At 65.1% G+C, this 24,885-nt stretch carries 28 protein-coding genes and 4 tRNA genes; 6 read left to right on the top strand and 26 right to left on the bottom strand.

What is annotated here, in order from left to right:
* Positions 1-4 precede the first annotated feature (4 nt).
* The gene (locus tag DTA22_RS29575; RefSeq protein ID WP_245973450.1) at positions 5-637 is read right to left on the bottom strand and encodes a hypothetical protein; all 633 of its coding nucleotides are present in this window, start codon (positions 635-637) and stop codon (positions 5-7) included.
* 10 nt (positions 638-647) lie between these two features.
* On the opposite strand from DTA22_RS29575, the gene DTA22_RS36900 reads away from it, so the two are divergent.
* Positions 648-821: a hypothetical protein gene (locus DTA22_RS36900; protein ID WP_245973449.1), complete on the top strand. Its 174-nt coding sequence runs from the start codon at positions 648-650 to the stop codon at positions 819-821.
* Between the two features lie 153 nt (positions 822-974).
* On the opposite strand, the gene DTA22_RS29570 is transcribed toward DTA22_RS36900, so the two are convergent.
* The 12 genes from DTA22_RS29570 to rplJ all read right to left on the bottom strand — a co-directional run bounded on the left by DTA22_RS29570 (position 975) and on the right by rplJ (position 13,017).
* Positions 975-1,571, bottom strand: coding sequence for a hypothetical protein (locus DTA22_RS29570; RefSeq protein ID WP_037233525.1), 597 nt, complete (start codon positions 1,569-1,571; stop codon positions 975-977).
* 134 nt (positions 1,572-1,705) lie between these two features.
* On the bottom strand, positions 1,706-2,953 hold the full coding sequence (locus DTA22_RS29565; protein ID WP_112301800.1) for an MCE family protein: 1,248 nt from the start codon (positions 2,951-2,953) through the stop codon (positions 1,706-1,708).
* The gene (locus tag DTA22_RS29560) at positions 2,950-4,251 is read right to left on the bottom strand and encodes an MCE family protein (protein ID WP_037233520.1); all 1,302 of its coding nucleotides are present in this window, start codon (positions 4,249-4,251) and stop codon (positions 2,950-2,952) included. The genes DTA22_RS29565 and DTA22_RS29560 overlap by 4 nt, the downstream gene beginning before the upstream one ends.
* On the bottom strand, positions 4,248-5,504 hold the full coding sequence (locus DTA22_RS29555) for an MCE family protein (RefSeq protein ID WP_112301799.1): 1,257 nt from the start codon (positions 5,502-5,504) through the stop codon (positions 4,248-4,250). The genes DTA22_RS29560 and DTA22_RS29555 overlap by 4 nt, the downstream gene beginning before the upstream one ends.
* Entirely contained in the window at positions 5,504-6,499 is a 996-nt protein-coding gene (locus tag DTA22_RS29550; protein WP_005564073.1) for an MCE family protein, read from the bottom strand. The genes DTA22_RS29555 and DTA22_RS29550 overlap by 1 nt, the downstream gene beginning before the upstream one ends.
* Complete coding sequence (locus DTA22_RS29545) at positions 6,496-7,575, bottom strand: MCE family protein (protein WP_037233517.1); 1,080 nt, start codon at positions 7,573-7,575, stop codon at positions 6,496-6,498. Before DTA22_RS29545 ends, DTA22_RS29550 begins: the two co-directional genes overlap by 4 nt.
* Positions 7,572-8,930 carry an MCE family protein gene (locus DTA22_RS29540; RefSeq protein ID WP_037233514.1) on the bottom strand — a complete coding sequence of 453 codons (1,359 nt, stop codon included), beginning with the start codon at positions 8,928-8,930 and terminating at the stop codon, positions 7,572-7,574. Before DTA22_RS29540 ends, DTA22_RS29545 begins: the two co-directional genes overlap by 4 nt.
* Positions 8,927-9,787 (bottom strand): MlaE family ABC transporter permease, encoded by an 861-nt coding sequence (locus DTA22_RS29535; RefSeq protein WP_025433123.1) that lies wholly within the window; start codon positions 9,785-9,787, stop codon positions 8,927-8,929. Before DTA22_RS29535 ends, DTA22_RS29540 begins: the two co-directional genes overlap by 4 nt.
* Positions 9,788-9,791: 4 nt before the next feature.
* On the bottom strand, positions 9,792-10,586 hold the full coding sequence (locus DTA22_RS29530) for an MlaE family ABC transporter permease (protein WP_005252107.1): 795 nt from the start codon (positions 10,584-10,586) through the stop codon (positions 9,792-9,794).
* A gap of 9 nt (positions 10,587-10,595) precedes the next feature.
* Entirely contained in the window at positions 10,596-11,690 is a 1,095-nt protein-coding gene (locus tag DTA22_RS29525) for an ABC transporter ATP-binding protein (RefSeq protein WP_037233512.1), read from the bottom strand.
* A 301-nt stretch (positions 11,691-11,991) separates the two neighbouring features.
* On the bottom strand, positions 11,992-12,378 hold the full coding sequence (rplL, locus tag DTA22_RS29520) for a 50S ribosomal protein L7/L12 (protein WP_005252104.1): 387 nt from the start codon (positions 12,376-12,378) through the stop codon (positions 11,992-11,994).
* Between the two features lie 78 nt (positions 12,379-12,456).
* A complete protein-coding gene (gene rplJ / locus DTA22_RS29515) occupies positions 12,457-13,017 on the bottom strand; it encodes a 50S ribosomal protein L10 (RefSeq protein ID WP_005252102.1) in 561 nt (186 codons plus the stop codon).
* 462 nt (positions 13,018-13,479) lie between these two features.
* Between rplJ and DTA22_RS29510 the strand changes: the two genes are divergently transcribed.
* Complete coding sequence (locus tag DTA22_RS29510) at positions 13,480-15,099, top strand: MFS transporter (protein ID WP_112301798.1); 1,620 nt, start codon at positions 13,480-13,482, stop codon at positions 15,097-15,099.
* A 66-nt stretch (positions 15,100-15,165) separates the two neighbouring features.
* Here the strand turns inward: DTA22_RS29510 and rplA are convergent, their stop codons facing one another.
* From rplA to DTA22_RS29460, 10 genes are all read right to left on the bottom strand, one after another.
* A complete protein-coding gene (gene rplA, locus DTA22_RS29505) occupies positions 15,166-15,882 on the bottom strand; it encodes a 50S ribosomal protein L1 (RefSeq protein ID WP_005252097.1) in 717 nt (238 codons plus the stop codon).
* Between the two features lie 131 nt (positions 15,883-16,013).
* Positions 16,014-16,448, bottom strand: coding sequence for a 50S ribosomal protein L11 (rplK, locus tag DTA22_RS29500; RefSeq protein ID WP_005252095.1), 435 nt, complete (start codon positions 16,446-16,448; stop codon positions 16,014-16,016).
* Between the two features lie 59 nt (positions 16,449-16,507).
* Positions 16,508-17,356 (bottom strand): transcription termination/antitermination protein NusG, encoded by an 849-nt coding sequence (gene nusG / locus DTA22_RS29495; protein WP_112301797.1) that lies wholly within the window; start codon positions 17,354-17,356, stop codon positions 16,508-16,510.
* A gap of 58 nt (positions 17,357-17,414) precedes the next feature.
* Complete coding sequence (gene secE, locus DTA22_RS29490; protein WP_037233495.1) at positions 17,415-17,867, bottom strand: preprotein translocase subunit SecE; 453 nt, start codon at positions 17,865-17,867, stop codon at positions 17,415-17,417.
* Between the two features lie 31 nt (positions 17,868-17,898).
* Positions 17,899-17,971: transfer RNA gene (locus DTA22_RS29485), tRNA-Trp, on the bottom strand.
* Between the two features lie 184 nt (positions 17,972-18,155).
* Complete coding sequence (gene hadB, locus DTA22_RS29480) at positions 18,156-18,581, bottom strand: (3R)-hydroxyacyl-ACP dehydratase subunit HadB (protein ID WP_005252091.1); 426 nt, start codon at positions 18,579-18,581, stop codon at positions 18,156-18,158.
* Positions 18,568-19,131, bottom strand: a complete 564-nt coding sequence (hadA, locus tag DTA22_RS29475; RefSeq protein WP_009474668.1) for a (3R)-hydroxyacyl-ACP dehydratase subunit HadA — start codon at positions 19,129-19,131, stop codon at positions 18,568-18,570. The genes hadB and hadA overlap by 14 nt, the downstream gene beginning before the upstream one ends.
* An 89-nt stretch (positions 19,132-19,220) precedes the next feature.
* Positions 19,221-19,388 (bottom strand): 50S ribosomal protein L33, encoded by a 168-nt coding sequence (gene rpmG, locus DTA22_RS29470; protein WP_005252089.1) that lies wholly within the window; start codon positions 19,386-19,388, stop codon positions 19,221-19,223.
* A gap of 61 nt (positions 19,389-19,449) precedes the next feature.
* Positions 19,450-19,522, bottom strand: a tRNA-Met gene (locus tag DTA22_RS29465).
* 45 nt (positions 19,523-19,567) lie between these two features.
* A tRNA-Thr gene (locus tag DTA22_RS29460) sits at positions 19,568-19,640 on the bottom strand.
* Between the two features lie 290 nt (positions 19,641-19,930).
* Between DTA22_RS29460 and DTA22_RS36895 the strand changes: the two genes are divergently transcribed.
* Positions 19,931-20,176, top strand: a complete 246-nt coding sequence (locus tag DTA22_RS36895) for an SAM-dependent methyltransferase (RefSeq protein ID WP_245973447.1) — start codon at positions 19,931-19,933, stop codon at positions 20,174-20,176.
* 3 nt (positions 20,177-20,179) lie between these two features.
* Positions 20,180-20,485, top strand: coding sequence for a hypothetical protein (locus DTA22_RS36890; RefSeq protein WP_245973446.1), 306 nt, complete (start codon positions 20,180-20,182; stop codon positions 20,483-20,485).
* A gap of 102 nt (positions 20,486-20,587) precedes the next feature.
* Here DTA22_RS36890 and DTA22_RS29450 read toward each other — a convergent pair.
* Positions 20,588-20,670 (bottom strand) — tRNA-Tyr (locus tag DTA22_RS29450).
* 199 nt (positions 20,671-20,869) lie between these two features.
* Here DTA22_RS29450 and DTA22_RS29445 point away from each other — a divergent pair.
* Positions 20,870-21,361, top strand: coding sequence for a YajQ family cyclic di-GMP-binding protein (locus DTA22_RS29445; protein WP_007298080.1), 492 nt, complete (start codon positions 20,870-20,872; stop codon positions 21,359-21,361).
* A 68-nt stretch (positions 21,362-21,429) separates the two neighbouring features.
* On the opposite strand, the gene htpX is transcribed toward DTA22_RS29445, so the two are convergent.
* Both htpX and DTA22_RS29435 read right to left on the bottom strand, forming a co-directional pair.
* The gene (htpX, locus tag DTA22_RS29440) at positions 21,430-22,290 is read right to left on the bottom strand and encodes a zinc metalloprotease HtpX (protein WP_037233493.1); all 861 of its coding nucleotides are present in this window, start codon (positions 22,288-22,290) and stop codon (positions 21,430-21,432) included.
* 143 nt (positions 22,291-22,433) lie between these two features.
* On the bottom strand, positions 22,434-23,489 hold the full coding sequence (locus tag DTA22_RS29435; protein WP_016882791.1) for a polyprenyl synthetase family protein: 1,056 nt from the start codon (positions 23,487-23,489) through the stop codon (positions 22,434-22,436).
* Between the two features lie 130 nt (positions 23,490-23,619).
* Between DTA22_RS29435 and DTA22_RS29430 the strand changes: the two genes are divergently transcribed.
* Positions 23,620-24,882, top strand: a complete 1,263-nt coding sequence (locus tag DTA22_RS29430; RefSeq protein WP_112301796.1) for a geranylgeranyl reductase family protein — start codon at positions 23,620-23,622, stop codon at positions 24,880-24,882.
* Positions 24,883-24,885 lie beyond the last annotated feature (3 nt).

Here is a 24,885-nt window from a genome sequence, read left to right as displayed (position 1 = left end):
AGGATCAGCCCTCACTGTCGGAGATGTCGGTCAGCACCCACTTGCCGTCGATCTTCTCCATCTTGATCGACAACGGCGTCGCGGCACTGCCCTGAGCGACGGCATCACCGGTGGCGCTGACGTTCATGTGCGCGAGCAGTTCGGCGCGGTCGCCGTCGAGCATCGTGACCCCGATGTCGGTCACGGAGGCCTGGGTGGCCGTCTTGGTCTGGATGGCGGCCTGCTTGGTGGTGTCGGCGGTCGAGTCGAATTCGTCACGCTTGGCGTCGTCGAGGTAGCCGCGCGCCTTGTCGAAGTCCTGATCGATGGTTTCGTAGCTGTAGGTGTACAGCGTCTCGATCGCCTCGGTTCCCGCCTTGGTCACCTCCGCGGTGGCACCTTCGTCGACCCAGGCGGTGTTCGTGATGTCTGCGCCAGGCTTGAATGCCGCGACGACCGCGAACACCCCGAGTACCACCGCCACGGCTCCGAGGATCCCGACGAGCTTCCAGGTGATCCTGCCGGACCCGGTGTCGGCCGCCGCAGTCTCGGCGGCGGCGGGGGCCTGCTGCGTGCTGATGCGCGGTTGAAGGTTGGGGACCTTCGTCTTTCCCGCGGACGCGGCCTTCGCCGTCGACACCGGCTTGGCCAACGACACAGTCGTGTCCGTGTCGGAGGTCTTCGCTGTCTCGGCGGACGTGGTCGAGGAGGCGACTGCTGCTGCGGTCGTCGCGGCCTCGGGCTTCGCCACCGGTTCCGGCTTCTTCGCCGGTTCCGGCTTCGCCACCGGTTCCGTCTGGGTGACCGGGGTTTCCGATCGGGGCGGCTTCGGCGTCGCCTGACGGGTCCCCGCCACGCGCGGACGCCTGCCCTTTGCAGCGCTGTCCGGCACGTTGTTTCGGCGCTTGGGGGGCATAGTTCACCACTTTCTCATTGCACGACGAGCTGTCGTCGACGTGGACACCGCAGCGACACGCCGCCGCGGCACATCAGGACTACTGACCGCCGCTGTCGCCTTCAGGCGCCTGTTCGGCCGGCGCCTGCTCGGCGGGAGCCGGTTCGGTGGGGGCAGGGGCCGGAGCCGCGCCGTCGGCGGGCACCGGACCGCTCTCGAGCGGAATACGACCGCCCACCGGTTCGACCGACGAGGCCTTCCAGACCCCGTCCACGTCCTGGACGTCCATCCGCATCGTCACCTTGGCCTTGTCGAAGCGGTCGGGCCACGTGGTGGTGACTGCCACGACGACCAGCGCTTTCGCAGTGCCGTCGTCGGTGTTCAGTTCCGTGAGTGTGCCCTGGATCAGCTCGGCCTTGCTCGCCGCACCTGATTGACGCATCTGGTCGGTGAACCCGTCCATCGTCGCCTGGAGGTCCTGGTTCATCTTGTCGCCCGTGATCGACGACTTCATGTTCTCGAAGGATCCGTCGAGGTCCTGTGAATCGACCGAGTTGAGGTTGATCGCGGCCTGCTGGGCGCCTGTCAACGCGGAATCGCGTGCGTCGGCGATCGGCTTGTCCACGAAGAGAGCGCGCGCCCACCCGAAGCCAAACCATCCGGCTGCGACAACCGCGATCACCACCAGTGCGGTCACCGCAGCAAACGAGGCCTTCAGAGTTCTGTCCTTCCCCGGAGCCGGTTGTCCCGACTCCGGGGGCGTGGTAATTCGCGTCACACCAATACCCTACTGATTGTTTTCTTCTACTCGCCCTCGGCCGGGACCGAATGCTACTTGGGAGTAACCCCGAGGAGCGGCGCGAGCTGCGTTGCGATGGGATTCAAGTTGAGAGTGTCAGGCATGACCTTCGGCTTGAAATCCCACGGCTGGATCGTGTCCGGATCGGCGAACACGATGCGGTCTGCACTTCGCACACCCGTCACGCTTCCCTGAGGAGCGTCGCAGTTGGCCTTCGTGTTGTACGGGAAGTCCTGCTGGGTGTCGTCGAAGTTCGGGTCCTGCCGCTTCATCTCGGCCAGGATCTCCTGCGTCCCTTCGTAACCGAGTGTGCACGACGGCGGATTGTTGGTCTCCAGGACGATGCCCTGGTGCACCGTGCCGTCGCCGGGGGCCACGGTCGACGCGGACGCCGCGATGGCAGGCAGGAACATCAGGATCGGCCGCAGCGCGATCGCCTGCGGAGCCAGCTTGTCGCCGACCGCGGCGAGGTTCGTCAGGTCGGTGGTGAGACTCGGACCAATCTGGTTCACCAGCAGACCGATCTCGTCGCTCGCCGGAATTCCCTTGTCGATGATCGCGCGGAGATCGGGGTCGCTGGTCCGCAGTTGCGCCGCAACTTCGTCGAGATCCGAACTGAACTGGACGATCGCGGAGGATTGATCGGACTGCGTCGCCAGCACCGTCTGGCTGTCCCGGATGAGGGCCAGCGTCTGCGGGAGGACGTCGAGTCCGTCCTTCGTCAGCGTCGACAGAGAATCCGCGAGTGTCTGCAGATCCTCGCCCTTGCCGTTGAATGCCGTTCCCAGCTGGGTGACGACCGTGCGCAACGAGTCGACCGGAACCGACCGGACCAGACCGTCGGTGGCCATCAGCACCTGCTCGACCGGAACGGGTGTCGACGTGTCGGCCTCGGTGATCACCGAGCCCTGTTCGAGGAACGGCCCCTGGTCGCTGTCGGGCTGAAGGTCCACGTACTGCTCACCGATCGCCGATCGGTTGGCGACGACCGCCTTGGCCGACGCAGGGATGTCGGGCCCACCCGAGGAGATCTTCAACTCGACGTTGATTCCGTCCGCGGTCAGTGACAGGTCGCCGACGCGGCCGACGGGGACACCGCGGTACGTGACCTCGGCGTTGGTGAAGATGCCGCCGGAGTCCTTGAACTGCGCGTTCACGTCGTACTCACCGAACCCGAGCAGGTTGTCGAGGCGGACGTACTTGGCGCCGACGTAGACCAGCCCGAGCATCGCCACGATGGCGAACGCGACGAGCTGGATCCTGACCAGTCGTGACCTCACTGTCCACCCCCGATTCCGAACTGCTCCAGCAGTCCCCCGAGTGGGTTCTGTGGCGACGGCGCTGCGCCGTCCGTCGTGCCGTTCTCTGCGCCACCGTTGCCGGCCGCTGGCGCGGTTCCGGGGAGCCCCGGGATCCGCAGACCCGTCGGGGCGGGGATGATCGGCGGAATCGGCAGCAGCGACACCGTCGGCCACCCCGGCTTCGGTCCGTTGCCGTTGTAGTACGGGTTCGAGGGATCGACGATCGGCTTGGGCTCACCGAACTTCGGCGGCACGTACACCGGGTCGCCCTGACCGACGCCGAGTGCGCTGAGCGCATCGCCGATCTGCAGGTCGACCGTGAGGAACAGGTTGACCGATCCGCCGAGCGCGATCTTCTCGACGCCGTCCGGGAACGGAACGGTCGGGATGAACGCGAGCGAATTGGGCAGGTCGTCGCCCGACTCGGCGAGCGCCTTCAGGGTCGGCCGCAGCGCGAGGAGATCCGCGATCAGATCGTTCTTCGACCTGTTGATCACGTCCGTGCCGACGGTACCGAGCCGGTCCAGTTGCGTGAGCATCTGGGTGAGCTGCGGACGCTGCTCGTTGAGCACTTCGGCGGCGATCGGGAGCTGGTCGAGGATCAGCCCGATCTTCTCGTTCTGTTCGTTCACTCGCGTGGTCAAGGCGTCGAGACCGTCCAGGGCGCGGGTGATGTCGTCGCGCTGCTGATTGAGACCGTCGATGAGCGTGTTCGCCTGCTCGAGAAGTCCCCGGACCCGATCCTCACGCCCGTCGAGTGCGGTGGTCAATTCGTGGACGATCGGCTGCAACTGGCCGACGCCGCCACCGTTGAGCAGCAGCGACAAGGCGCCGAGAACCTGCTCGATCTCCGTGGCGTGCCGGGTGCGATCGAGAGAGATCGTGTCGCCGTCCTCGAGCCGCGCGGGATCCTTGTCCTCCGGCGGTTCGGACAGCTGGACGAACTTCTCGCCGAGCAGGTTGGTCTGCTCGATCGCGGCGACCGCGTTGGCCGCGAGATCGACGGACGAGTCGAGGACGACCTCCACATCCGCCGTCCAGCCGTCCGGCGCCACCTTGATCGATTCGACCCGGCCCACCGGAACACCGTCGACCTTGACCGCGGACTGCGGGACGAGATCGAGGACGTCGTCGAACTGGATCGTCAGGTGCATCGGGTGGTCACCGACATCCGGACCGCCCGGCAGCGGAACTCCGTAAATCCCCTCCGACGAGCAGGATGTCACTGCGATGGCGACGGCGCACGCACCGGCGCCGAGGATTACCGACCGCTTCATTCGCCCTCACCACCCGTTGCACCTTCGAATCGCGGCGACACGACACCCGGCACCGTGCCGGGCGTGACCGTCCGCTGAATGTTGTCGGCACTCATGATCCCGAAGGGAAGCACGAGCGACGGCGTCTTCGCCGATTGCGTGATCTGCGACGTGATGTTGGCGCAGTTGTCGATCAGCGGCTGCATCTGACGTCCGAGTTGCTCGAAGCGCGGATCGCCGGGAACCAGCTTGCCGAGGTCGATCAACTTGCACGCGACACCGGCCGGATCCTGCAGATCCGGGAACGCCAGGCGCGAGGCCAGGTTGCCGGACTCCGCATCGTAGGAGTTGGCCAGGTTGCTGATCGCCAGCGGAAGCAGGGTCAGCGAGTTGACCAGCGACTCGCGGTTGTCCGCGAGGGTCTGCGTCACCGGAACCAGATCGTCCACGTTCTCGGCGAGGATCTCCCGGTTGTCGGCCACGAACTTCGAGACGTCGCCGAGGGCGATCGCCAGCTGGTTCAGGGCGGCACCGAGGTTCTCCCGCTCCCCCGCAAGGAATCCGGACAGGTCGGAGAGCTGCGAGTTGAAGTCGCGGACCTGCTGATCGTTGGCCGCCAGCGCACCCACGAACACCTGGAGGTTCTTCACGGTGTCGAACAGGTCGCCGCGACTCTCGTTGAGTGTGCGGGCGGCGTCGGACAGCTGATTGATGCTCTGCCCCAGCGCCTCTCCGTTTCCGTCGAGGTTGGCCGCGCCGGTCTCGACGAACTGTGACAGCGCGCCTTCCTTGTTCGCCCCGTCCGGGCCGAGAGCGGTGGAGAGCTTCTCGATGCTCGCGTACAGCTCATCCACCTCGACGGGGGTGGCCGTGCGGTCACGCGAAATCACGGCGCCACTCTGCATCTTGTCGCCGCCCGTGTAGGCAGGCGCGAGCTGGATGTAGCGGTCGGACACCACGGACGGCGTGACCTGGGCGGCCTTCGCGTCGGCGGGAATGTCGACGCCACGATCGACGCGCATGTCGACCTTCACCTGGTCGCCCTGCGGTTCGACACCGTCCACGGATCCGACCTTCACACCGAGGATCCGCACGTCGGAACCCTCGTAGATGCCCACCGACTTGTCGAAGTACGCGGTGATCTGCGTGGTGCCTGCGCGGGTGAACACCCACCACAGGGCGCCGGCGATCACCAGCGCGACGATGACGATGCCCGCGATGAGGGCGACCCCGCCGCGACCGCCGCGCTCGGCTCCGTTCTCGACGTCTGCCATCAGTTACCCCCCAACGTGCGGACGGGATCGCGCGGACCGGGAATGTCGGGCAGACCCGGCGGCAGGAGGTTCACCACGACCTGGTCGAACCAGCGACCGTTACCGACCACGTTCGTGTACAGGCGGACGAACGGCTCGTACAGTTTCATCGCCTTGTCCAGGTTCTCGTTGTTGGCCTTGAGGATCTCGACGACACCGTCGAGTTGTTCGAGCGCGGGACCGATGGCGGCCTCGTTGTCGCGCACGAGTCCGGTCAACTGCTGCGACAGCCGCTGAGTTCCGGTGAGCAGCTGGGAAATCGACTGCTGACGGCTGTTGAGCTCACCGAGCAGCAGACCGGCGTCGCTGATCAACCGGTTGAATTCGGCGTTGCGGTCGGCGAGGACCTTGGTGGTCTTGCCGGTCGCGTCGAACAATTTCTGCAGTTCCTGATCGCGGCTGGCGATGGTCTGCGACAGCCTGCTGACACCGTCCAGAGAGGCGCGGATTTCCGTGGGAGTTCCCTCGAACGCCTGCGACAGCGTCACCATGCTCTGCGCGAGCTGATCGGAGTCGATGTCACCCACCGTCTGTGCGGCGGCCGAGAACGCCTCGATCACGTCGTACGGAGACGTGGTGCGATCCAACGGGATCACGTCGCTCGGATTCAACGTGTCCGAGCCACGGGGGTCGAGGGCGAGATACTTCTGGCCCAGGATCGTCTTGATCTGGATGGACGCCGACGTCTCGTTGCCGACCCACGCATCCGACACCTTGAAGGCGACGTCCACGTGGTCGCCGTCGAGTTCGACGGACGTGACCTTGCCGACCTTGACGCCTGCGATCCGGACCTCGTTGGAGGGCTTGAGCCCCGCCGCCTCGGTGAATTCGGCGTGATAGGTCGATCCGGCGCCGATGAACGGAAGCGAATCGAGGAAGAAAGCCGACAGGGTGGCCAACAGCACCACGAGAATGCCGAGGGCACCCGCCACTGCCGGGCTGCGACGTCTGCTCATCGTGTCTGCAACTCCTGTAGGCCGTCCTGCGTGCACCGTTTCGCCGAGTTCGTATAGAGCGGCTGGTTGACGGTGGGCAGGCCCGTGGGCAGGTTCAGTTGGGGCGCGGTACCTGGTCCTGCGACGATGTCGACTCCACAGAGGTAGAACTGGAACCAGGATCCGTAACTGGCTGCCCGGCCGAGCTTCTCGAGCTTCACCGGAAGCGTCTGGAGAACGCTGTTGACCGTGTCGGAGTTACGGTTCAACGTCGTCGCCAGTGTGTTCAGCGACGTGATGGATTCCTGGATGGACGGTCGGGTGGGTTCGAGCAGGTCGGCCGTCGCGTCGGTGAGTCCCGCGAGGGACGTCACCGCCGAACCGACGGTTCCCCGCTCGTTCGCCAGGCCCGTGACGAGCTGCTGGGTGTTGACGATCAGCGAATCGAGTTGATCGTCACGCTGATTCACCGTGGCCAGCACGTCGTTGAGGTTGTTGATCACCGCACCGATCACCCGATCCTTGTCGGCAACGGTGTTGGTGAGGCTTGCCGTGTTCTTGACGAGCTCGGTGATGGTTCCCGATTCACCCTGGAACACCTGGATGATCTGGTACGACAGCTTGTTCACGTCATCGGCGCTGAGGGTCTGGAACAGCGGACGGAACCCGTCGAACAGCGTGGTGAGGTTGACGGCAGGCTTGGTCCGCTCCATCGGAATGGTGTCGCCGCCGCTCATCTTCATTCCCTGCTGGCCCTCGCCCTGTTCGAGCGCGATGTAGCGCTGCCCCACGAGGTTCCGGAAGCGGATGGTCGCGGTGGTGCCGGCGGGCAGCCAGTCCCGTTCCGCCACAGTGAACTGGACCTCTGCTTCGCGGTCGTCGTGGATCGCGATCTTCTCGACCTGACCCACGCGCACACCGGCGATGCGGACCTCGTCGCCCTCGTTGAGCGAGGTGACGTCCGAGAAGATCGCGTTGAACTTGGTGCCACCACCACCACCGAGGTTGGCGATGGTGGCGGCCAGCAGACCGGTCGCCAGGATGGTGACCACGGCGAACACGATCAGCTTGACCAATGGTGCGGTCAGGCCCCTCACTTGAAGCTCACCTCAGTCCCCCTCATGGTCGGCGCGCCGACGAGTGTCGTCCAGCTCGGCACGTCCTCCGGTGCCATGCCCCCGGCCTCGCCGTAGACGACGTCCAACGTGTCCTGCTCCATCTTCGAACCCGCGTAACTTGCGGGCGTGACCTCGGCTCCGTACCCCGGGACCTGATCGGGGACCCCGGCGGGCGCCGGGAGGAAGTCGATGGTCGACGGGCCGGGATTCCGCGAGGGCACCTGGTAGGCACCGTCGTTGTAGGACGACCCGCCCGGGTACTGCGGGAACTTTCCACCCGGAGCGGTGACGTTGTCGTAGCAAGCCGGTCCACGGTTGTCGAGCAGCCGCGGCTCGTCCTGGTTGGGCACGTAGCGACCCTTCGGATTGACGAACTGCACGCTGGCACGCACACCCGGGTACGGATCGTCCGGTGCCAGCAGTTCTCGGGCGACGGGAGCGGATTTCGCGAAGCCCGCGAACGTGCAGCCGAAGCTCGGCGAGTAACGGCCGAGGATCTGCAGCGCCTCACGCGAATCTGCGGCGATACTGACGATCGATTCGGCGTTGGTCTGCAGGAGGTCCGCGGTGCTCGACGCGGTTCCGGTCAGCGACGCGAGCAACGTGGAGATCTCGCCCTGCTTCTCCACCACGGTATTTCCGGTGGTGCGCAGGTTGTCGAGGGCGTTGACCAGGTCGGGTGCCGCCTCGGAATACGTCTGCGAGAAGTCGGCCAGGCCGCGCAGATCCTCCTGGATGGCAGGAAGTTCGGTGTTCAGCCCGCCGAAGATTTCCTCGAGACGGTCGAGTGTCAGGCCGAGTTCGGCGCCGCGGCCGCTCAGTCCCTGGGACAACGCGCCGAGCGTGTTCGCCAGGTCCTGCGGCGGAATCGCCTGCAGCAGCGGCAGCAGACCGTCCAGAACCTCGCCGACCTCGACGGCGTTGCCGCTCTTGTCCTGACGCAGCGTGTCGCCGGCCTGGATCGGCGGAGCGGTGTCGCCCTCGGGAACGATCAGCGACACATAGCGCTCACCGAACAGCGTCTTGGGCAGCAGCCGCGCCGTCGCGTTGGACGGAATCAGCTCCGCCTTGTCCGGCTGGATCGCGAGGGCGAGAGTGACCTCGCCCTCCTGGGAGGATGCCGAGCGCACCTCGCCGACGATGAGGCCTCGGACCTTCACGTCGGCATTGGGCGGCAGCGCATTTCCGGCGGTATCGGTGAGGAGGTCGATCTTGACGACCTTGGTGAAGGTCTTGTTGAACATGCCGATGGTGAAGGCCAGGAACAACGCGAGGACGAGGAAGAACACCAGCCCCAGCACCCGTCGGCCCACAACAGATGTCGTGTTGCTCATCCGGCCACCCTCACTGTGGTCGTCGTGCCCCAGATGGCGAGGCTCAGGAAGAAGTCGAGAACGGCGATGGTGACGATCGCGGTACGGACCGCCCGGCCCACCGCCACACCCACACCGGCGGGGCCACCCGACGCGTGATAGCCGTAGTAGCAATGGATCAGGATCAGCACGAACGCGAAGATCAGCACTTTCGCGAAGGAATACAGGACGTCCTGCGGTGGCAGGAACAAGTTGAAGTAATGGTCGTACGACCCGGTCGACTGGCCGTTGAATACGGTGCTGATGATGCGGGAGGCGAGATAGGCCGCGAGCAGACCGACGATGTACAGCGGGATGACGGCGACGAATCCCGCGATCATGCGAGTGGTGACCAGGAACGGCACACTCGGCACCGCCATGACCTCCAGCGCGTCGATCTCCTCCGAGATCCGCATGGCGCCGAGCTGCGCGGTGAAACCACAACCGACGGTGGCCGAGAGCGCGAGCGCCGCAACGATCGGCGCGATCTCACGCGTGTTGACGTAGGCCGACAGGAAGCCGGTGAGGACCGAGCTGCCCAGCTGTTCGAGCGCGGCGAAACCCTGCAGTCCGACGACGACGCCGGTGAAGCCGGACATCATCGCGATGACGCCGATGGTGCCGCCGATGACGGCGAGCGCGCCGCTGCCGAACGTGACCTCGGCGAGTAGCCGGAGCACTTCCTTGCGGTAGTGCACGAGAGTGTGGGGCGACCAGGCGATTGCCCTGGCGTAGAACGACATCTGCTCACCGGCCCGGTCGAGCACGTTGAGCGGCGCACGACCGACTCGGCGTGCCGCCATCAGCGTCCGGTCACCGCGTCCCTTGGCGATTGTCATCGGGTCACGATCCCTTCGCCGGAACGATCTGGAGGTACACCATGGTCAGGATCAGGTTCGCGAAGAACAACAACAGGAACGTGATCACCACCGACTGGTTCACGGCGTCACCGACGCCCTTGGGTCCGCCCTTCGGATGGAGGCCCTTGTACGCGGCGATGACACCGGCGATGACACCGAAAACGGCCGCCTTGAGCTCGCCGACCCAGATGTCGGGAAGCTGCGCGAAGGCCGAGAACGATGCCAGGTACGCACCGGGATTACCCCCTTGGAGGATGACGTTGAAGAAGTACCCGCCTGCGATACCGACCACGGACACGAGGCCGTTGAGCAGGATCGCGACGAGAACCATGGCAAGCACCCGAGGCACGACGAGTCGCTGAATCGGGTTGATACCGAGGACTTCCATGGCGTCGATCTCTTCGCGGATCGTTCGCGCACCGAGATCCGCCGTGACGGCCGAGCCCGCAGCCCCGGCCACCAGTAGTGCCGTCACCAGCGGGGAACCCTGCTGGATGACGGCGAGCACGCTGGCCGCTCCCGTGAACGACTCTGCACCGAGCTGCTTGATGAGCGATCCGGTCTGCAGTGACACCACTGCGCCGAACGGAATCGCGACCATTGCCGTCGGCAGGATCGTGACGCTGGCGATGAACCAGGCCTGTTCGATGAACTCGCGGAACTGGAACGGCCGCTTGAACGTGTTTCGTGCGACGTCGACGAAGAGCTCGACGATGTTTCCGGCCTGCGTCAGCGCACCGTTGACCGGCCGCAAGACCGAGCTGCGGGTAACCCCCATCCGATATGCCTACCCTTGCCCGTGAGTGGTGTTTTCGTATCCTTCACCCCGGTATGCGGGGATGACCTGTGTGTCTTCCTGGCTGTATGCGTAGTCGTAGCCCCCGCCGCCGTTTCCGCCGGACGTCTCGTCGAGGCTGTCCTGGATGGCGATCTGGGCGTTCTCCGGCAACGTGTGCATGATGTGCCGGACGCGTTCCTGACGGCGGGCGACGGCCTGCCGGAACGGCATCCCCGGCGTCGCCTTCATCTGCGGGACGATGCCCTCGACGTCGTCGACACCACCGGCGTGGTGACCGGCATCGACCATCGCCTGCTCCTGCGCCATGGTGGCCTCGTCCTTCTCCTCGGACATGCCGATCGGACCGATCATCGTGCCGTTCAGGAACTGCTTGACCACCGGCTCCTCACTGGTGAGCAGCACCTCCCGCGGACCGAACATCACCAGATGCCGGCGGAACAGCATGCCGATGTTGTCCGGCACCGTCCGTGCCAGGTTGATGTTGTGCGAGACGATCAGGATCGTCGCGTCGATCTCGGCGTTGATGTCGATCAACGTCTGCGAGATGTACGTGGTGCGCACCGGGTCCAGACCGGAGTCCGGCTCGTCGACGAGAATGATCTGCGGGTCCAGCACCAGGGCGCGGGCCAGGCCGGCGCGCTTGCGCATACCGCCGGAGATCTCGCCGGGCAGCTTGTCCTCGGCCCCGAGCAGGCCGACGAGTTCCATCTTCTCCATGACGATCTTGCGGATCTCGGACTCGGACTTCTTGGTGTGCTCACGCAGCGGGAACGCCACGTTGTCGAACAGGTTCATCGAGCCGAACAACGCACCGTCCTGAAACAGCACGCCGAACAGCTTGCGGATCTCGTAGAGCTCCTTGCTGGAGCACTCGAGAATGTTGGTGCCGTCGATCACGATCGAACCCTGCTCCGGGCGGAGCAGACCGATCAGTGACTTCAGAAACACCGACTTACCCGTACCCGACGGCCCGAGCAACGCACTGACCTCACCGGCAGGGAGGGTCAATGTGACGTCCTGCCAGATCCTCTGCGAGCCGAACGACTTGGTCAGTCCCTCGACGGATACCTCGACTCCCACCATTACCTCCGCGACCGTTCGATGCACTCACCCCGTGTGGGTTGGGTCACTCTATCGCATCGACGTGTTACCTGTGACAAGGGATGCTACTCATGAGTAAGGAAGCATGCCAACAGCGGGTCCCACTATGCAAAACAACGCGTCTGAACTGGGATAACGGTAGCGAAAATTCTGGTCGCGCGTCCAGCTTTCGGCCAGGAATCTCGACACTCCGAAGCCGTCTGCGGACGCAAAAAGAGGGCCACTCCCCACGGATGGGGAGTGGCCCTCTTCGTCTGCTCGGTGAGCAGCGCGAGAGACCGTCTTACTTGACGGTGATCTTCGCGCCGGCAGCCTCGAGCTTCTCCTTGGCGGCGTCGGCCGCGTCCTTGGCAACCTTCTCCAGGATGGCCTTCGGAGCACCCTCGACGAGGTCCTTGGCTTCCTTCAGGCCGAGGCCGGAAACGACCTCACGGACGACCTTGATGACCTGGATCTTCTTGTCGCCGGCCGACTCGAGGACGACGTCGAACTCGTCCTGCTCCTCAGCAGCCTCGGCGGCAGCCGGTGCTCCGCCTGCAGCGGCAACGGCGACCGGGGCAGCGGCGGTGACCTCGAAGGTCTCCTCGAATGCCTTCACGAACTCCGAGAGCTCGAGGAGGGTGAGCTCCTTGAACTGGTCCAACAACTCTTCGGTGCTGAGCTTCGCCATTGTGGCGGTCCTTCCTGTAAGTCCCATGTCGCTGATCCGCGACCGGGCGGGGTTATAGCAGTGATGCGCGGGTGCGGATCAGCTTTCGGCTGCAGCCTCGGCGGGAGCTTCGGCAGCTCCGCCTTCTGCGGCCTTCTTTTCCTGCAGTGCAGCAGCCAGTCGGGCCACCTGCGAAGCAGGAGCGTTGAACAGGCCTGCGGCCTTTGCCAAGTTGCCCTTCATCGCGCCGGCAAGCTTGGCCAACAGGATCTCGCGGGACTCGAGGTCCGCGATCTTGTTGACCTCGTCCACGGACAGCGCAGCGCCGTCCATGTAGCCGCCCTTGATGATGAGCGCCTTGTTGTCCTTAGCGAAGTTCTTCAGAGCCTTCGCAGCATCGACGGGCTCGCCCTTGATGAATGCAATGGCGGTCGGACCGACGAAAAGGTCATCAAGGCCCTCGACGCCCGCCTCAGCAGCGGCACGCTTGACCAGGGTGTTCTTGGCGACGGAGTAGGTGGCACCTTCTCCGAGAGCGCGTCGCAGTGTCGTGATGTTGCCCACCGTCAGACCACGGTATTCCGTGATCACAGCAGCGGTCGAACCCTTGAACTGCTCGGTGATCTCCGCAACCGCGGAAACCTTCTCAGGCTTTGCCATACTTCGCCTCCTCTCATGACAGTCGTTATCCCACTTCGGAACCGCTGCGCACCGCCGGAATCCCGGAGCACACAATCCACGACATGCAAAACGCCCCGGTGCAGGGCACACGGGGCGTGAAAGGAAACGATACGGTCAGGGCGCGAACCCACAACCGATACGCATCCCCCTACCTCGTCCTCCTGCGTGGGCCGCCGGACATTCCCGGACTTTCAATCGCACCCTTGCGGGAGCGATCACCAACGGTCTTGGGTAGAACATGATTTGGGGTGAAGTTCAAATACTGCATTGAACTCCGCAGGACAGATTACGGCATGGCCTGCACAACCGCCAAATCGCGGCCGGACCGAGGCTCGCCGAAGTGATCGCCGTCACTGGGAGTGCGGTGGTGTGGCTCAACAGACTGAAGCCGCATCCAATTACCTGTTACGCGACGTTACATATATGGGCTAGCTTTTTCTCATGACAATCCTCGAAGCCCGGGCCGTCGTGACCGGGTCCCGGACACGCCGCTTCCTCGCGCTCGCCGTGATCTGCCTGGCCGAACTGCTGGTCGTGCTCGACAACACCATCGTCAACGTCGCTCTCCCGTCGATCGGTGTCGAACTCCGCACCAGTGTCAGCGGCCTGCAGTGGGTCGTCGACGCCTACACGCTGACGTTCGCCGGCCTGCTCCTGGCGTTCGGCAACCTCGGCGACCGCTACGGTCGCCGCCGCGTCATGGTCATCGGTCTGGTCGGCGTCGCGGTCATGTCGATCGCCGGCGCCAACGCCGAGAGTCTGGGGCAGGTTATCGCGGCCCGCGCGGCGATGGGTGTCTTCGCGGCTGCAGTCTTCCCCGCGACCCTCGCCCTCGTCATCAACATCTTCACCGACGTGCGCGAACGTGCCCTGGCCATCGCCGCCTGGACTGCGATGGCCGGATTCGCGATCGCCATCGGGCCGATGGCAGGCGGGTGGCTGCTCGAGCATTTCAGCTGGCACTCCGTCTTCTGGATCAATGTGCCGATCGCCGTGGTCGCGGCAGCAGCGACGCTGCTCCTGGTGCCGGAATCGCGCGCCTCCGTCATCGGCCGGATGGACCTCGTCGGAATCGCCGCCTCGATCACCGGAATCACCGTCCTCGTGTGGGCGATCATCGAAGCCCCTCACCACGGGTGGACGTCGTCCGTCACCGTCGGCGCCGTCGCCCTCTCGATCGCGGTCCTGATCGGATTCGTCTTCTGGGAGCTGCGCACCGAGCACCCGATCCTCGACCTGCGGCTGTTCCGCAACCGCAGGTTCTCCCTGCCCGCGCTCGCGATCGCCATCGGGTACTTCTCGATGTTCGGCTTCCTGTTCCTCATCACGCAGTACTTTCAGGGCGTCCGCGAGTACACGCCGTTCGAGTTCGGTGTCGCGTCGCTGCCGTTCGCGGTATCCGTGGCGGTCGGTGCCCCCGTCGCAACACTCCTGGCGCAGCGAATCGGGACGACCCCGGTCATCGTGTTCGGCCTCCTCCTCACCGGTGTCGGCCTGTACCTCGGCGGTCAGGTGGCCGTCGACAGCAGCTACTTGACGGACGTCCTCCCGTCGATGGTGTCGATGGCACTCGGCTTGGCCATCGTGCAGGGGCCTTCGACCGAGTCGATCATGGCGTCTCTGCCCCTCGACGAGGCCGGAGCAGGCTCCGCCGTGAACGACACGACCAGGGAAATCGGAGGAACGCTCGGTGTCGCCGTGCTCGGATCGATCGTCGCGTCGTACTACGCGACGACGATGAGTCCGCTGCTCGACCGGATTCCGGCCGCATTGATGAACGACGACGAGAAGGGCTTCGCGCGCGCGACGGTCCTGAGTGTGCTCGAGATCCGCAAGCGGGAGATCCCGCCATTCCTCGAACAGCAGCGTGAGAATCTCATCCTCACCATGAAGACGACGGTCCTGCAGGGGTCGCACACTGCGTCGCTCGTCGCGGCGGGCGCCGTGGTGGTCTGCGCGCTCGTCGTTGCGATCTTCATGCCCTGGGCGCCGGCTCGCACGGACTCCGTGATGCTGGCGTGGCGGAAGAACTCCGAATCGGGAACCGTCGACGAAGACTGATCCCGGAGAAAGCAGTTCGGCCGGTACGGAAGAATTCCGTACCGGCCGAACTGTGTGAAGCGTGACTTACGCGTCGGCATCCTCGAGAAGGTTGCGGGTGCGGTTCGGGTCCACCGGGATGCCCGGGCCGGTGGTGGTCGAAACGGTGACCTTCTTGACGTAGCGGCCCTTCGCGGAGGACGGCTTCGCACGCAGGATCTCGTCCAGCGCGGCGCCGTAGTTCTCCACCAGCTTGGCGTCGTCGAACGATGCCTTGCCGATCACGAAGTGCAGGTTGGCCTGCTTGTCGACGCGGAAGTTGATCTTTCCGCCCTTGATGTCCGCGACAGCCTTCGTGACGTCAGCCGTCACGGTGCCGGTCTTCGGGTTCGGCATCAGGCCACGCGGTCCGAGGACGCGGGCGATGCGGCCGACCTTGGCCATCTGATCGGGAGTCGCGATGGCGGCGTCGAAATCGAGCCATCCACCCTGGATCCGCTCGATGAGGTCCTCGGCGCCGACGGCGTCGGCTCCAGCTGCCTCGGCCTCGGCGGCCTTCTCTCCGACTGCGAACACGATGACGCGGGCGGTCTTACCGGTGCCGTGCGGCAGGTTGACCGTGCCGCGGACCATCTGGTCCGCCTTGCGGGGGTCGACGCCCAGACGGACTGCAACCTCGACGGTCGCGTCCATCTTGCTCGACGACGTCTCCTTCGCCAGCTTCGCAGCCTGCAGTGGGCTGTACAGCTTGTCGAAGTCGATCTTCTCAGCGGCGGCGAGATACGCCTTGCTGCGCTTTGCCATTTCTTCTGTCCTAACTTCTCACCGCAGTGTGTGTCTTGTCTGCGATGGTGAATGGTTCAGTAGTGGTCTGGGCCTGGCCGGCCCCCCCACGCTTTCTTCGACGGCGGTGCCGTCGATCGATCAGGGCTGACTCAGCCGTCGACCGTGATACCCATCGAGCGTGCGGTGCCGGCGATGATCTTCGCGGCCTGCTCGATGTCGTTCGCGTTGAGGTCTTCCTGCTTGGTCTTCGCGATTTCGCGCACCTGATCCATGGTCACGGAAGCAACCTTGGTCTTGTGCGGCTCGCCGGAGCCCTTCTGCACGCCTGCAGCCTTGAGCAGCAGCTTGGCAGCCGGAGGGGTCTTCAGCTTGAAATCGAAGGTCCGGTCTTCGTAGACCGAGATCTCGACCGGCACCACGTTGCCGCGCTGGGACTCAGTCGCCGCGTTGTAGGCCTTGCAGAACTCCATGATGTTCACGCCGTGCTGACCAAGCGCGGGACCCACGGGCGGTGCAGGGTTAGCCTGACCGGCCTGGATCTGAAGCTTGATGAGCCCTGCGAGCTTCTTCTTCTTGGGGGGCATCTCGATTTCCTAATTCTTGCTGGGTGTGTTTCTTGCTACTGCAGTGCAAGTATGTGGCGCTAGATCTTCGCGACCTGCGTGAAGGACAACTCGACCGGGGTCTCACGACCGAAGATCGAGACCAGGACCTTGAGCTTCTGCTGCTCGGCGTTGACCTCGCTGATGCTGGCGGGCAGCGTGGCGAACGGGCCGTCCATGACGGTGACCGACTCGCCGACCTCGAAGTCGACCTCGATGAGCGGCTTCGCGAAGCTCTCTCCGCCGGTCTCCCCCGCCGAGACGGTCGCCGCGGCAGCCTGCTTCTTCTGCTCCTGCTGCGGAAGCAGGAACTTGATGACCTCGTTGAGGGTCAGCGGGGACGGACGCGACGTCGCACCGACGAATCCGGTGACGCCGGGCGTGTTGCGCACCGCTCCCCAGGACTCGTCGTTCAGATCCATGCGGACCAGGATGTAGCCGGGCAGAACCTTGCGGTTGACCTGCTTGCGCTGTCCGTTCTTGATCTCGGTGACCTCTTCGGTGGGAACTTCCACCTGGAAGATGTAGTCGCCGACGTCGAGGTTCTGAACACGGGTCTCGAGGTTGGCCTTGACCTTGTTCTCGTAGCCCGCGTAGGAGTGAATGACGTACCAGTCACCGGGTGCGCGACGCAGAGCGGCCTTGAGTTCCGCAACGGGATCCTCGGGCTCTTCGGCAGCTACAGCCTCGTCGGCAGTCACAGCCTCGTCGGCGGGCGCCTCGTCCGCGACGATCTCGTCGGCCGGGGCGTCCTCGGCAACGTCGTCACCGACGATTTCCGCGGCTTCGGTGCCCTCGTCGGCAGCCTCGACATCCACTTCGGCTGCCGCCTCGGCAGAAACACGCTCTTCGGCCAAAGCCTCATTCGTGTCGTTCTCGGGGGTGCTCACTGGGGCACTCGCTTCCTCTCGTCACTCACATACTTCGGATCCACCGGGGCGGATTCCGTCAACCGAACAACCAGGTGACGCCCTTGATGACCACCAGATCCAACACGCCGATGAACGTCACCATGAACACCACGAAGACCAGGACGACGCTGGTGTAGGTGATCATCTGCTTGCGATTGGGCCAGATGACCTTGCGCAGCTCGGCGATGACCTCGCGGAGGAACCGGCGCAGGCGCTTGAAGATGTTTTCCTTGCGCGGCTTGTCGGCGCGATCCTTCTTCGCCGGCTTGACCTTGGTGGTCGTGTCCGACTTCGACAGTTCCGGTGACTTCACGGAACTCGCGGCGACCTCGGTACCTGCCGGAGAACGACGGCCCTGGCGCTTACCGCTGGGCTTTCCCGAGGGAGTGGCGGAACGCGTGGTGGTGGCGTCGGCCGCGGTGTCGTCGGCACCGTCCGGGCGCGTCGACCCTGAAGTGTCGCCGTCGCGCTTGGCGCGCTCCTCGCTCACGTCGTTCCTCTCAGTCGCTGGCATCCGGGGGCAGGGGCGACAGGACTTGAACCTGCAACCTGCGGTTTTGGAGACCGCTGCTCTGCCAGTTGAGCTACGCCCCTTTGGTCGGGAGACCTGATCCGAAACTAGCCTCGGACCAATTCTTGACCGACCTCTCTGTGATTACATGACACGCGCGCCACCCTTGCCGGCCATACAGCACCGTAGGGCAGCGCGCAGCGCTGAGTAATCCCAGAAATCTCAGTGTACTTCAAAGCCCCGGAACAAACCCAATCCACCCGGCTGTCAGGCCAGACGGACCGTTGCGGTGGCGCGACCGAAGATCTTCTTTCCCTCGGAGCGCGCCACGATCGCGACTACTGCTGTCTTGCTTTCCTCGTCGAGCGACTTCACCTTACCGGTGTACTCGACCTGCGCGGCCTCGTCCTCACGGACGTAGACCGAGCTCGTGAAACGAACGTTGTATTCCTTGACGGCACCCGGATCGCCGAGCCACGACGTGACGAAACCGCCGCCGAGACCCATGGTGAGCATTCCGTGCGCGATCACGTTGTCCAGACCGGCGAGCTTGACGACCTCGTCGCTCCAGTGGATCGGGTTGGGATCGCCGGACACGCCCGCGTAGTTGACCAGGTCGCCACGCGTGAGCTTCACGATGCGCTCGGGGAGTTCTTCACCCACCGAGACGTCCTCGAACTTACGAAGCGCCATGCATGATCACGTCCTTGACTGCGTGAGCGATGTTCTCGTCGACCTCGCCACCGGTGCGCGCGACGAGCGTCGTCCACGTGGTCTGGACCAGTTCGTCGTACTGATCGGTGACGATGTTCTTGGTGACGATGATGTCGCTGCCGCCCATCTGACGGAACGACTCCAGGTACACGTCACAGACCAGACGGTCGCCGACCTTGATCGGCTTGTGGAACTCGAGCCGCTGGTCGGTCTGGAGAATCTGGCTCGGGTCGTAACCCGTGACGATCTCCTTGAAGAGACGCCCCTGGGCGATGATGCCGACGAGCGAGATGAACGTCAGAGGAGCAAGGAGACCGTCGTAGCCGAGGCCCTTCGCGGCTTCCTCGTCGTGGTGAGCGGGGTGCCAGTCCTGCACGGCACGCGCGTACTCGCGCACCTTCTCGCGTCCGACCTCGTAGAAGTCGTCGACGCGGTAGTGGTGCCCGACCATTGCCAGTGCGTGCGCGGCAGGATCAGCAGGAACAGCCTCGGGCACGTATGCCTCTGTCTCTGTCACAGTGTCAGTCACGCGAAAGAACCTCTTCTACCCTTGACGTCAGCGCGTGAGGGCAGCCTAGAGGACTCCCTTCGCGAACGCAGTCCTAGTTCCGGACCGTGTTACTTGGACTCGCGATGCGACTGGTGAGTTCCGCAGTTCGGGCAGAACTTCTTGATCTCCAGGCGATCGGGGTCGTTGCGCCGATTCTTCTTGGTGATGTAGTTGCGGTGCTTGCATACCTCGCAGGCCAAAGTGATCTTGGGCCGAACGTCAGTCGAGGAGGCCACGGGATGCCTTCTTTCGGGTGAATCTGATTACGAACAATCAGGGTGGATCATGCATATTGTGTAGCGGTGACCGGACTTGAACCGGCGACGCAACGATTATGAGTCGTTTGCTCTACCAACTGAGCTACACCGCCTCGGTGTCGAGTGTCGCGCACTGGGCGCTCCACTTCAATCCAGCGAGCCCCCTAACGGAATCGAACCGTTGACCTTTTCCTTACCATGGAAACGCTCTGCCGACTGAGCTAAGGGGGCGTGCTTCGCTCGCACATCGCTGCGCGCTGAAGCCTTGACGAGATTACACAGAGTTCGCGTCCAGAACCAAATTGCCTGGTCAGCGGCTTTCGTATGTCGCTGCGCCCGACAGTTCGGGTGCGCAAGCCAGGCTCGAGACCTGCGATCGACCTCGGGGAGCCCGCCGACATCCACCCAGCCTGTCGCGACGAAGGCCATCCAGGACATCCGGACGCGAAATTCGATGGACTCGACGATCCCCGCGGCCGTACCTTCGGCCGGTCCAAGCGTTCGCGTCCGAAGAGGTGCATTTGATCCGCGAGAGCAGCCATCGCGTCTGCAATCCGTTCACCAGCGAGAAACTGGCCATCCTCGGCCAGGCCATCAGCCCGTCGCCGGGCACACGCGTGCTCGACCTCGCCTGCGGCAAGGGCGAGTTAATGTGCACCTGGGCGCGCGACCACGGTGTCACCGGCACCGGGGTCGACATCAGCGCCGCCTTCATCGGCGCCGCCCGCGCGCGGGCCGTCGAGCTGGGCGTGGCCGACCGGGCCTGATTCGTGCACGGGGACGCGTCAGGCCACGTCGCCGACGATCGCAAGGACGACCTTCTCCCGCTGCCGGAACTGCTCGAGCAGTTCCGCGACCTGCGCTGCGACGTCGTGGACATGGTTCTGGCCGACCAGGACAGCTGGGATCGGTACGTCGCTGCGCAGTGGCTCGACATCCGCCGTTGGCTCGACGCCAACCCCGACGACGAGCCGGCCGACGACATGCGCGCGGAACTTGACGCGGCTCCCGCCCAGCACGCCAGGTACCAGCGCGAATACCTCGGGTGGGGAGTGTTCGTCCTGATGAACCGCTGACACACCATTCCAAGCGGGCAGACCGGGATGCCGGCCGGGCACCCGGTCTCGTCCACGAACGACAGAACCCCGGTGAGCTGTCGCTCACCGGGGTTCTGTGTGTGGCAGATGTAGGATTCGAACCTACGTAGGCATAAGCCGACGGATTTACAGTCCGCTCCCATTGGCCGCTCGGGCAATCTGCCGGGGTTGCACGAGGAGCGCGAAATCTGTGCGAAATCGCTCTCCGCTGCGGAAAGAAGAATACAACGAACGGCCCCCCGTTTTGCAAACCGGGTGGATACGGGCGGTTGCGAACCGATAGCGTCGAATCTGCTCGCCGGCATTCGGCGAGCCCCCGGCCGGGTCGCGGCGGGGAGAACTAGACGAAACCGGGAGTGTGAAGTGGCTGATTCGTCCTTCGATGTGGTGAGCAAGGTGGAGCGTCAAGAGGTGGACAACGCCCTGCATCAGGCCGGCAAGGAGCTGTCGACCCGGTTCGACTTCCGGAACACGGGAGCCTCGATCGAATGGTCCGGCGAGGAAACCATCACCCTGACCGCCGACACCGAGGAGCGACTGCTCGCCGCCCTGGACGTCTTCAAGGAGAAACTGATCCGGCGTGACATCTCCCTGAAGGCGTTCGACGCGGGTGAGCCGGCGCAGTCCGGGAAGATCTACAAGCTGTCGGGCAGCCTTGTTCAGGGCATCACCACGGAGAACGCCAAGAAGATCACCAAGAAGATCCGCGACGAGGGCCCCAAGGGCGTCAAGGCGCAGATCCAGGGTGACGAACTGCGGGTGAGCAGCAAGAAGCGCGACGACCTGCAGGCCGTCATCTCGCTGCTGAAGGGCGAGGACTTCGGGATCGCGCTGCAGTTCGTGAACTACCGGTAGGCGCTCCGCGCCCGTGCGCGGTTCACGAGTCCCTGCACTCGTCAACCGCGCACGGGCGGCGAAGCCGCCTACATGCCCGCCATCCGCTCGAGCCGCTCGATCCGGTCGGCCATCGGCGGGTGGGTGGAGAACATCCGGCTCATCTTCTCGCCGGTGCGGAACGGGTTGGCGATCATCAGGTGCGACTGCGCGGCCAGCTGAGGCTCCGGCGGCAGCGGCGCGGCCTGAGTGCCCTGCTCCAGCTTCCGCAGCGCGGACGCCAGCGCCAGGGGGTCGCCTGTGAGCTCTGCGCCCGACTGGTCGGCCTGGTACTCCCGGGACCGCGACACCGCGAGTTTGACGACGGTCGCGGCGATCGGCCCGAGCAGCGACACCAGGAGCAGCGCGATCGGGTTGGCGCCCTGTCCCCCGCCGCGTCCGCCGAACATGTTGGCGAACATGGCGAAGTTCGCGAGTCCCGACACGACGGCGGCCATGGCGCCGGCGACGGAGGAAATCAGGATGTCGCGGTTGTAGACGTGCGACAGCTCGTGTCCGAGCACGGCCCGCAACTCTCGTTCGTTGAGAATCTGCAGAATGCCGCTCGTGACGCACACGGCGGCGTGCCGCGGACTGCGCCCGGTGGCGAACGCGTTGGGCGCGGCGGTGGGGCTGATGTAGAGCCGCGGCATCGGCTGGTGCGCGGTGGTGGCCAGTTCCCGGACGATGCGGTAGATGACCGGTGCCTGCACCTCGGTGATCGGCTGGGCGTGCATGGCCTTGAGGGCCATCTTGTCGCTGTTGAAATACACGTACGCGTTCATTCCGACCGCGAACACGATCGCCAGCAGCAGGATGGTGGGGTTGCGGAACAACGCACCGATGAACACGATCAGCGCCGACATGCCGACCAACAGAACCAGAGTCTTCGCCCCGTTTGCGTAGCGCACGTCACGCCTTCCTTGTCGTTGTCACCCGATCACGTCGCCCGAATTTCGGGATCTTGATCATTCAACGAAACACGGCGGCGGGACGGTTCCCGCTCGGACGACGAGAATCGGGTGAAGACGAGTTCAGATACTGACGATACGGCTCAGCCGACGCGCTCGATCGTGTAATCGACGAGCTTCACGAGGGCGTCGTTGGCGGGGCCCTGCGGCAGTTCGGCGAGCTGCGCGCGTGCCTGGACCGCGAACTCCTCCAGCTTCGCCTTGGCGGCGGCCATGCCGGGTGACCGTTCGAGGAGCGCGAGCGCCTCCGCGACGTCGTCGTCGTTGGTGACGGGACCGTCGAGGAGAACCCGGAGACGATCGGCGTCGGGTCCCTCGTCGCGCAGCGCGTACAGGACGGGCAGCGTGTGGACGCCTTCACGCAGGTCGGTTCCGGGTGTCTTGCCGGACTGGGCGGACACCGAGGAGATGTCGATGATGTCGTCGGAGATCTGGAATGCGGTGCCCACGGCGTCGCCGAGGCGTTCGAGCCGCTTCACGTGGTCGGCGTCCGCACCGGAGAAGGTGCCGCCGAAGCGTCCGCACGCCGCGATGAGCGAGCCCGTCTTCTCCCACACGACCTTGAGGTAGTGCTCGACCGGATCCTGCTCGCCGCGAAGCCCGATCGTCTCGCGCATCTGGCCCGTGACGAGTTCGGCGAACGTCTCGGCGATGATGCGCACCGCCTCGGGTCCCAGCGTCGAGACGAGACGGGACGCGTGCGCGAACAGATAGTCGCCGGCGAGGATCGCAACACTGTTGCCCCACCGCGAGTTCGCGCTGGGTGCACCGCGGCGCATCGACGCCTCGTCCATCACGTCGTCGTGGTAGAGCGTGGCGAGGTGGACCAGCTCGACGACGGTGGCCGCGGTGACCACCGACGGGTCGGAGGCCTTCGGTCCGAGCTGGGCGGTGAGCACCGTGAACAGCGGGCGGAAACGCTTGCCTCCCGCCTTCGCGAGATGCAACGCCGCCTCCGTGAGGAAGTCCTCCCCGTCGGAGAGCTCACTGACCAGCAGTTCCTCGACTTGCTTCAGTCCTTCACGGACCGTGGCAGCGAGCTGCGGGTCGCCGAGATCGATCCCGGCGACCGTAGTGCCCACTACAGCGTCGGCAGCGGTGTGTGCTGCGCCCTCGGTGCTCACGTTCTCAGTACCCATTCCTGTCGTCAGTGACGGCGCGGTTCCCGCGCCGTCGGTGGCGGCTCGGCTACCACGGTAGTGAACCTAGCGGTTCCGCTGCCCGTCGGCCTCGCCGCGGTCGCATAGCGAAGCCTGACAGGATGTAGGTGTGGTCGCAGCAGAACAGTCGCCCGCGGGATCCCCGCTTCCCACCGCCACCGATGTCCTGGTCATCGGTGCTGGTCCGGCCGGTTCCTCGGCTGCCGCGTGGGCGGCACGCGCGGGACGTGATGTCGTCCTCGCCGACGCGGCGGTGTTTCCCCGCGACAAGACGTGTGGCGACGGACTCACCCCGCGTGCCGTCGCCGAGCTCGACCATCTCGGTCTCGGCGACTGGGTGCGGTCGAAGGGGACCAACCGCGGGCTGAGGCTCAGTGGGTTCGGTCACGAGCTCGAGCTCGAGTGGCCGGGCAGGTCGTTCCCGGCCGTCGGCAGCGCGGTGGCCCGCACCGAGCTGGACGACAGGATCCGTGCCACCGCCGTCGACGCGGGGGCCGTCATGGTGCAGGGCGCCAAGGCGATCTGCGCGGAACGGGACGGCGATCGGGTGACGGCGGTGACGCTGAAGACGTCCGACGGGACCCACACCATCGGCTGCCGGACGCTGATCGTCGCCGACGGCGTCCGGTCCACGCTGGGCAAGCAACTGGGTCGGGAATGGCACCGGGACACTGCCTACGGTGTGGCCGCCCGCGCCTACATCGCCACCGACCGCAGCGCCGACCCGTGGATCACCTCGCACCTCGAACTGCGGGACGAAGCGGGGACGCTGCAGTCGGGCTACGGCTGGGTGTTCCCCCTCGGCACCGGAGAGGTGAACATCGGCGTCGGCACCCTCGCCACCGCCAAACGTCCGGCCCCGGGTGCGCTGCGACCGCTGCTCGACCTGTACACGGCGCAACGCCGCGACGAATGGAACTGGGACGGCGAGCTGCGCGCGGTCGCGTCGGCGCTGCTGCCGATGGGCGGTGCGGTGTCGCACATCGCGGGCCGGAACTGGGCGATCATCGGCGACGCGGCGGCATGCGTGAATCCGCTGAACGGCGAGGGCATCGATTACGGGCTCGAAGGCGGGCGCCTGGTTGCGGAGATCCTCGACGCCGACGACCTGACGGAGCTGTGGCCCTCGATTCTCCGGGAGCGGTACGGCCGGGCGTTCTCCGTGGCGCGGCGACTCGCCGGGCTGCTGACCGTCCCCCGGGTTCTGCCCGCGTCCGGTCCGGTGGCGATGCGGTCCCGGGCACTGATGACCGTCGCGGTCCGGGTCATGGGCAACCTCGTCACCGAGGAGGACAGCGACCTCACCGCCCGCGCGTGGCGGGCGTCCGGTCTGCTGTCGCAGAAGGTCGACTCGCGACCGCTGTTCGGCTGACGT

It is taken from the genome of Rhodococcus wratislaviensis (genome assembly GCF_900455735.1).
Classification (GTDB): domain Bacteria; phylum Actinomycetota; class Actinomycetes; order Mycobacteriales; family Mycobacteriaceae; genus Rhodococcus_F; species Rhodococcus_F wratislaviensis.
The sequence above is the reverse complement of the archived record's forward strand: the minus strand, read 5'-3'. Positions and strand labels throughout refer to the sequence as shown.

Coding starts and splice junctions, on each gene's coding strand:
- DTA22_RS29530 (WP_005252107.1), bottom strand. CDS start 10,586: ATGGGGGTTACCCGCAGCTCGGTCTTGCGGCCGGTCAACGGTGCGCTG.
- rplJ (WP_005252102.1), bottom strand. CDS start 13,017: ATGGCAAAGCCTGAGAAGGTTTCCGCGGTTGCGGAGATCACCGAGCAG.
- DTA22_RS29510 (WP_112301798.1), top strand. CDS start 13,480: ATGACAATCCTCGAAGCCCGGGCCGTCGTGACCGGGTCCCGGACACGC.
- DTA22_RS29540 (WP_037233514.1), bottom strand. CDS start 8,930: ATGAGCAACACGACATCTGTTGTGGGCCGACGGGTGCTGGGGCTGGTG.
- DTA22_RS29560 (WP_037233520.1), bottom strand. CDS start 4,251: ATGAAGCGGTCGGTAATCCTCGGCGCCGGTGCGTGCGCCGTCGCCATC.
- DTA22_RS29550 (WP_005564073.1), bottom strand. CDS start 6,499: ATGAGCAGACGTCGCAGCCCGGCAGTGGCGGGTGCCCTCGGCATTCTC.
- hadB (WP_005252091.1), bottom strand. CDS start 18,581: ATGGCGCTTCGTAAGTTCGAGGACGTCTCGGTGGGTGAAGAACTCCCC.
- DTA22_RS29525 (WP_037233512.1), bottom strand. CDS start 11,690: ATGGTGGGAGTCGAGGTATCCGTCGAGGGACTGACCAAGTCGTTCGGC.
- DTA22_RS29535 (WP_025433123.1), bottom strand. CDS start 9,787: ATGACAATCGCCAAGGGACGCGGTGACCGGACGCTGATGGCGGCACGC.
- DTA22_RS29435 (WP_016882791.1), bottom strand. CDS start 23,489: ATGGGTACTGAGAACGTGAGCACCGAGGGCGCAGCACACACCGCTGCC.
- DTA22_RS29555 (WP_112301799.1), bottom strand. CDS start 5,504: ATGGCAGACGTCGAGAACGGAGCCGAGCGCGGCGGTCGCGGCGGGGTC.
- rplA (WP_005252097.1), bottom strand. CDS start 15,882: ATGGCAAAGCGCAGCAAGGCGTATCTCGCCGCCGCTGAGAAGATCGAC.
- rplK (WP_005252095.1), bottom strand. CDS start 16,448: ATGCCCCCCAAGAAGAAGAAGCTCGCAGGGCTCATCAAGCTTCAGATC.
- rplL (WP_005252104.1), bottom strand. CDS start 12,378: ATGGCGAAGCTCAGCACCGAAGAGTTGTTGGACCAGTTCAAGGAGCTC.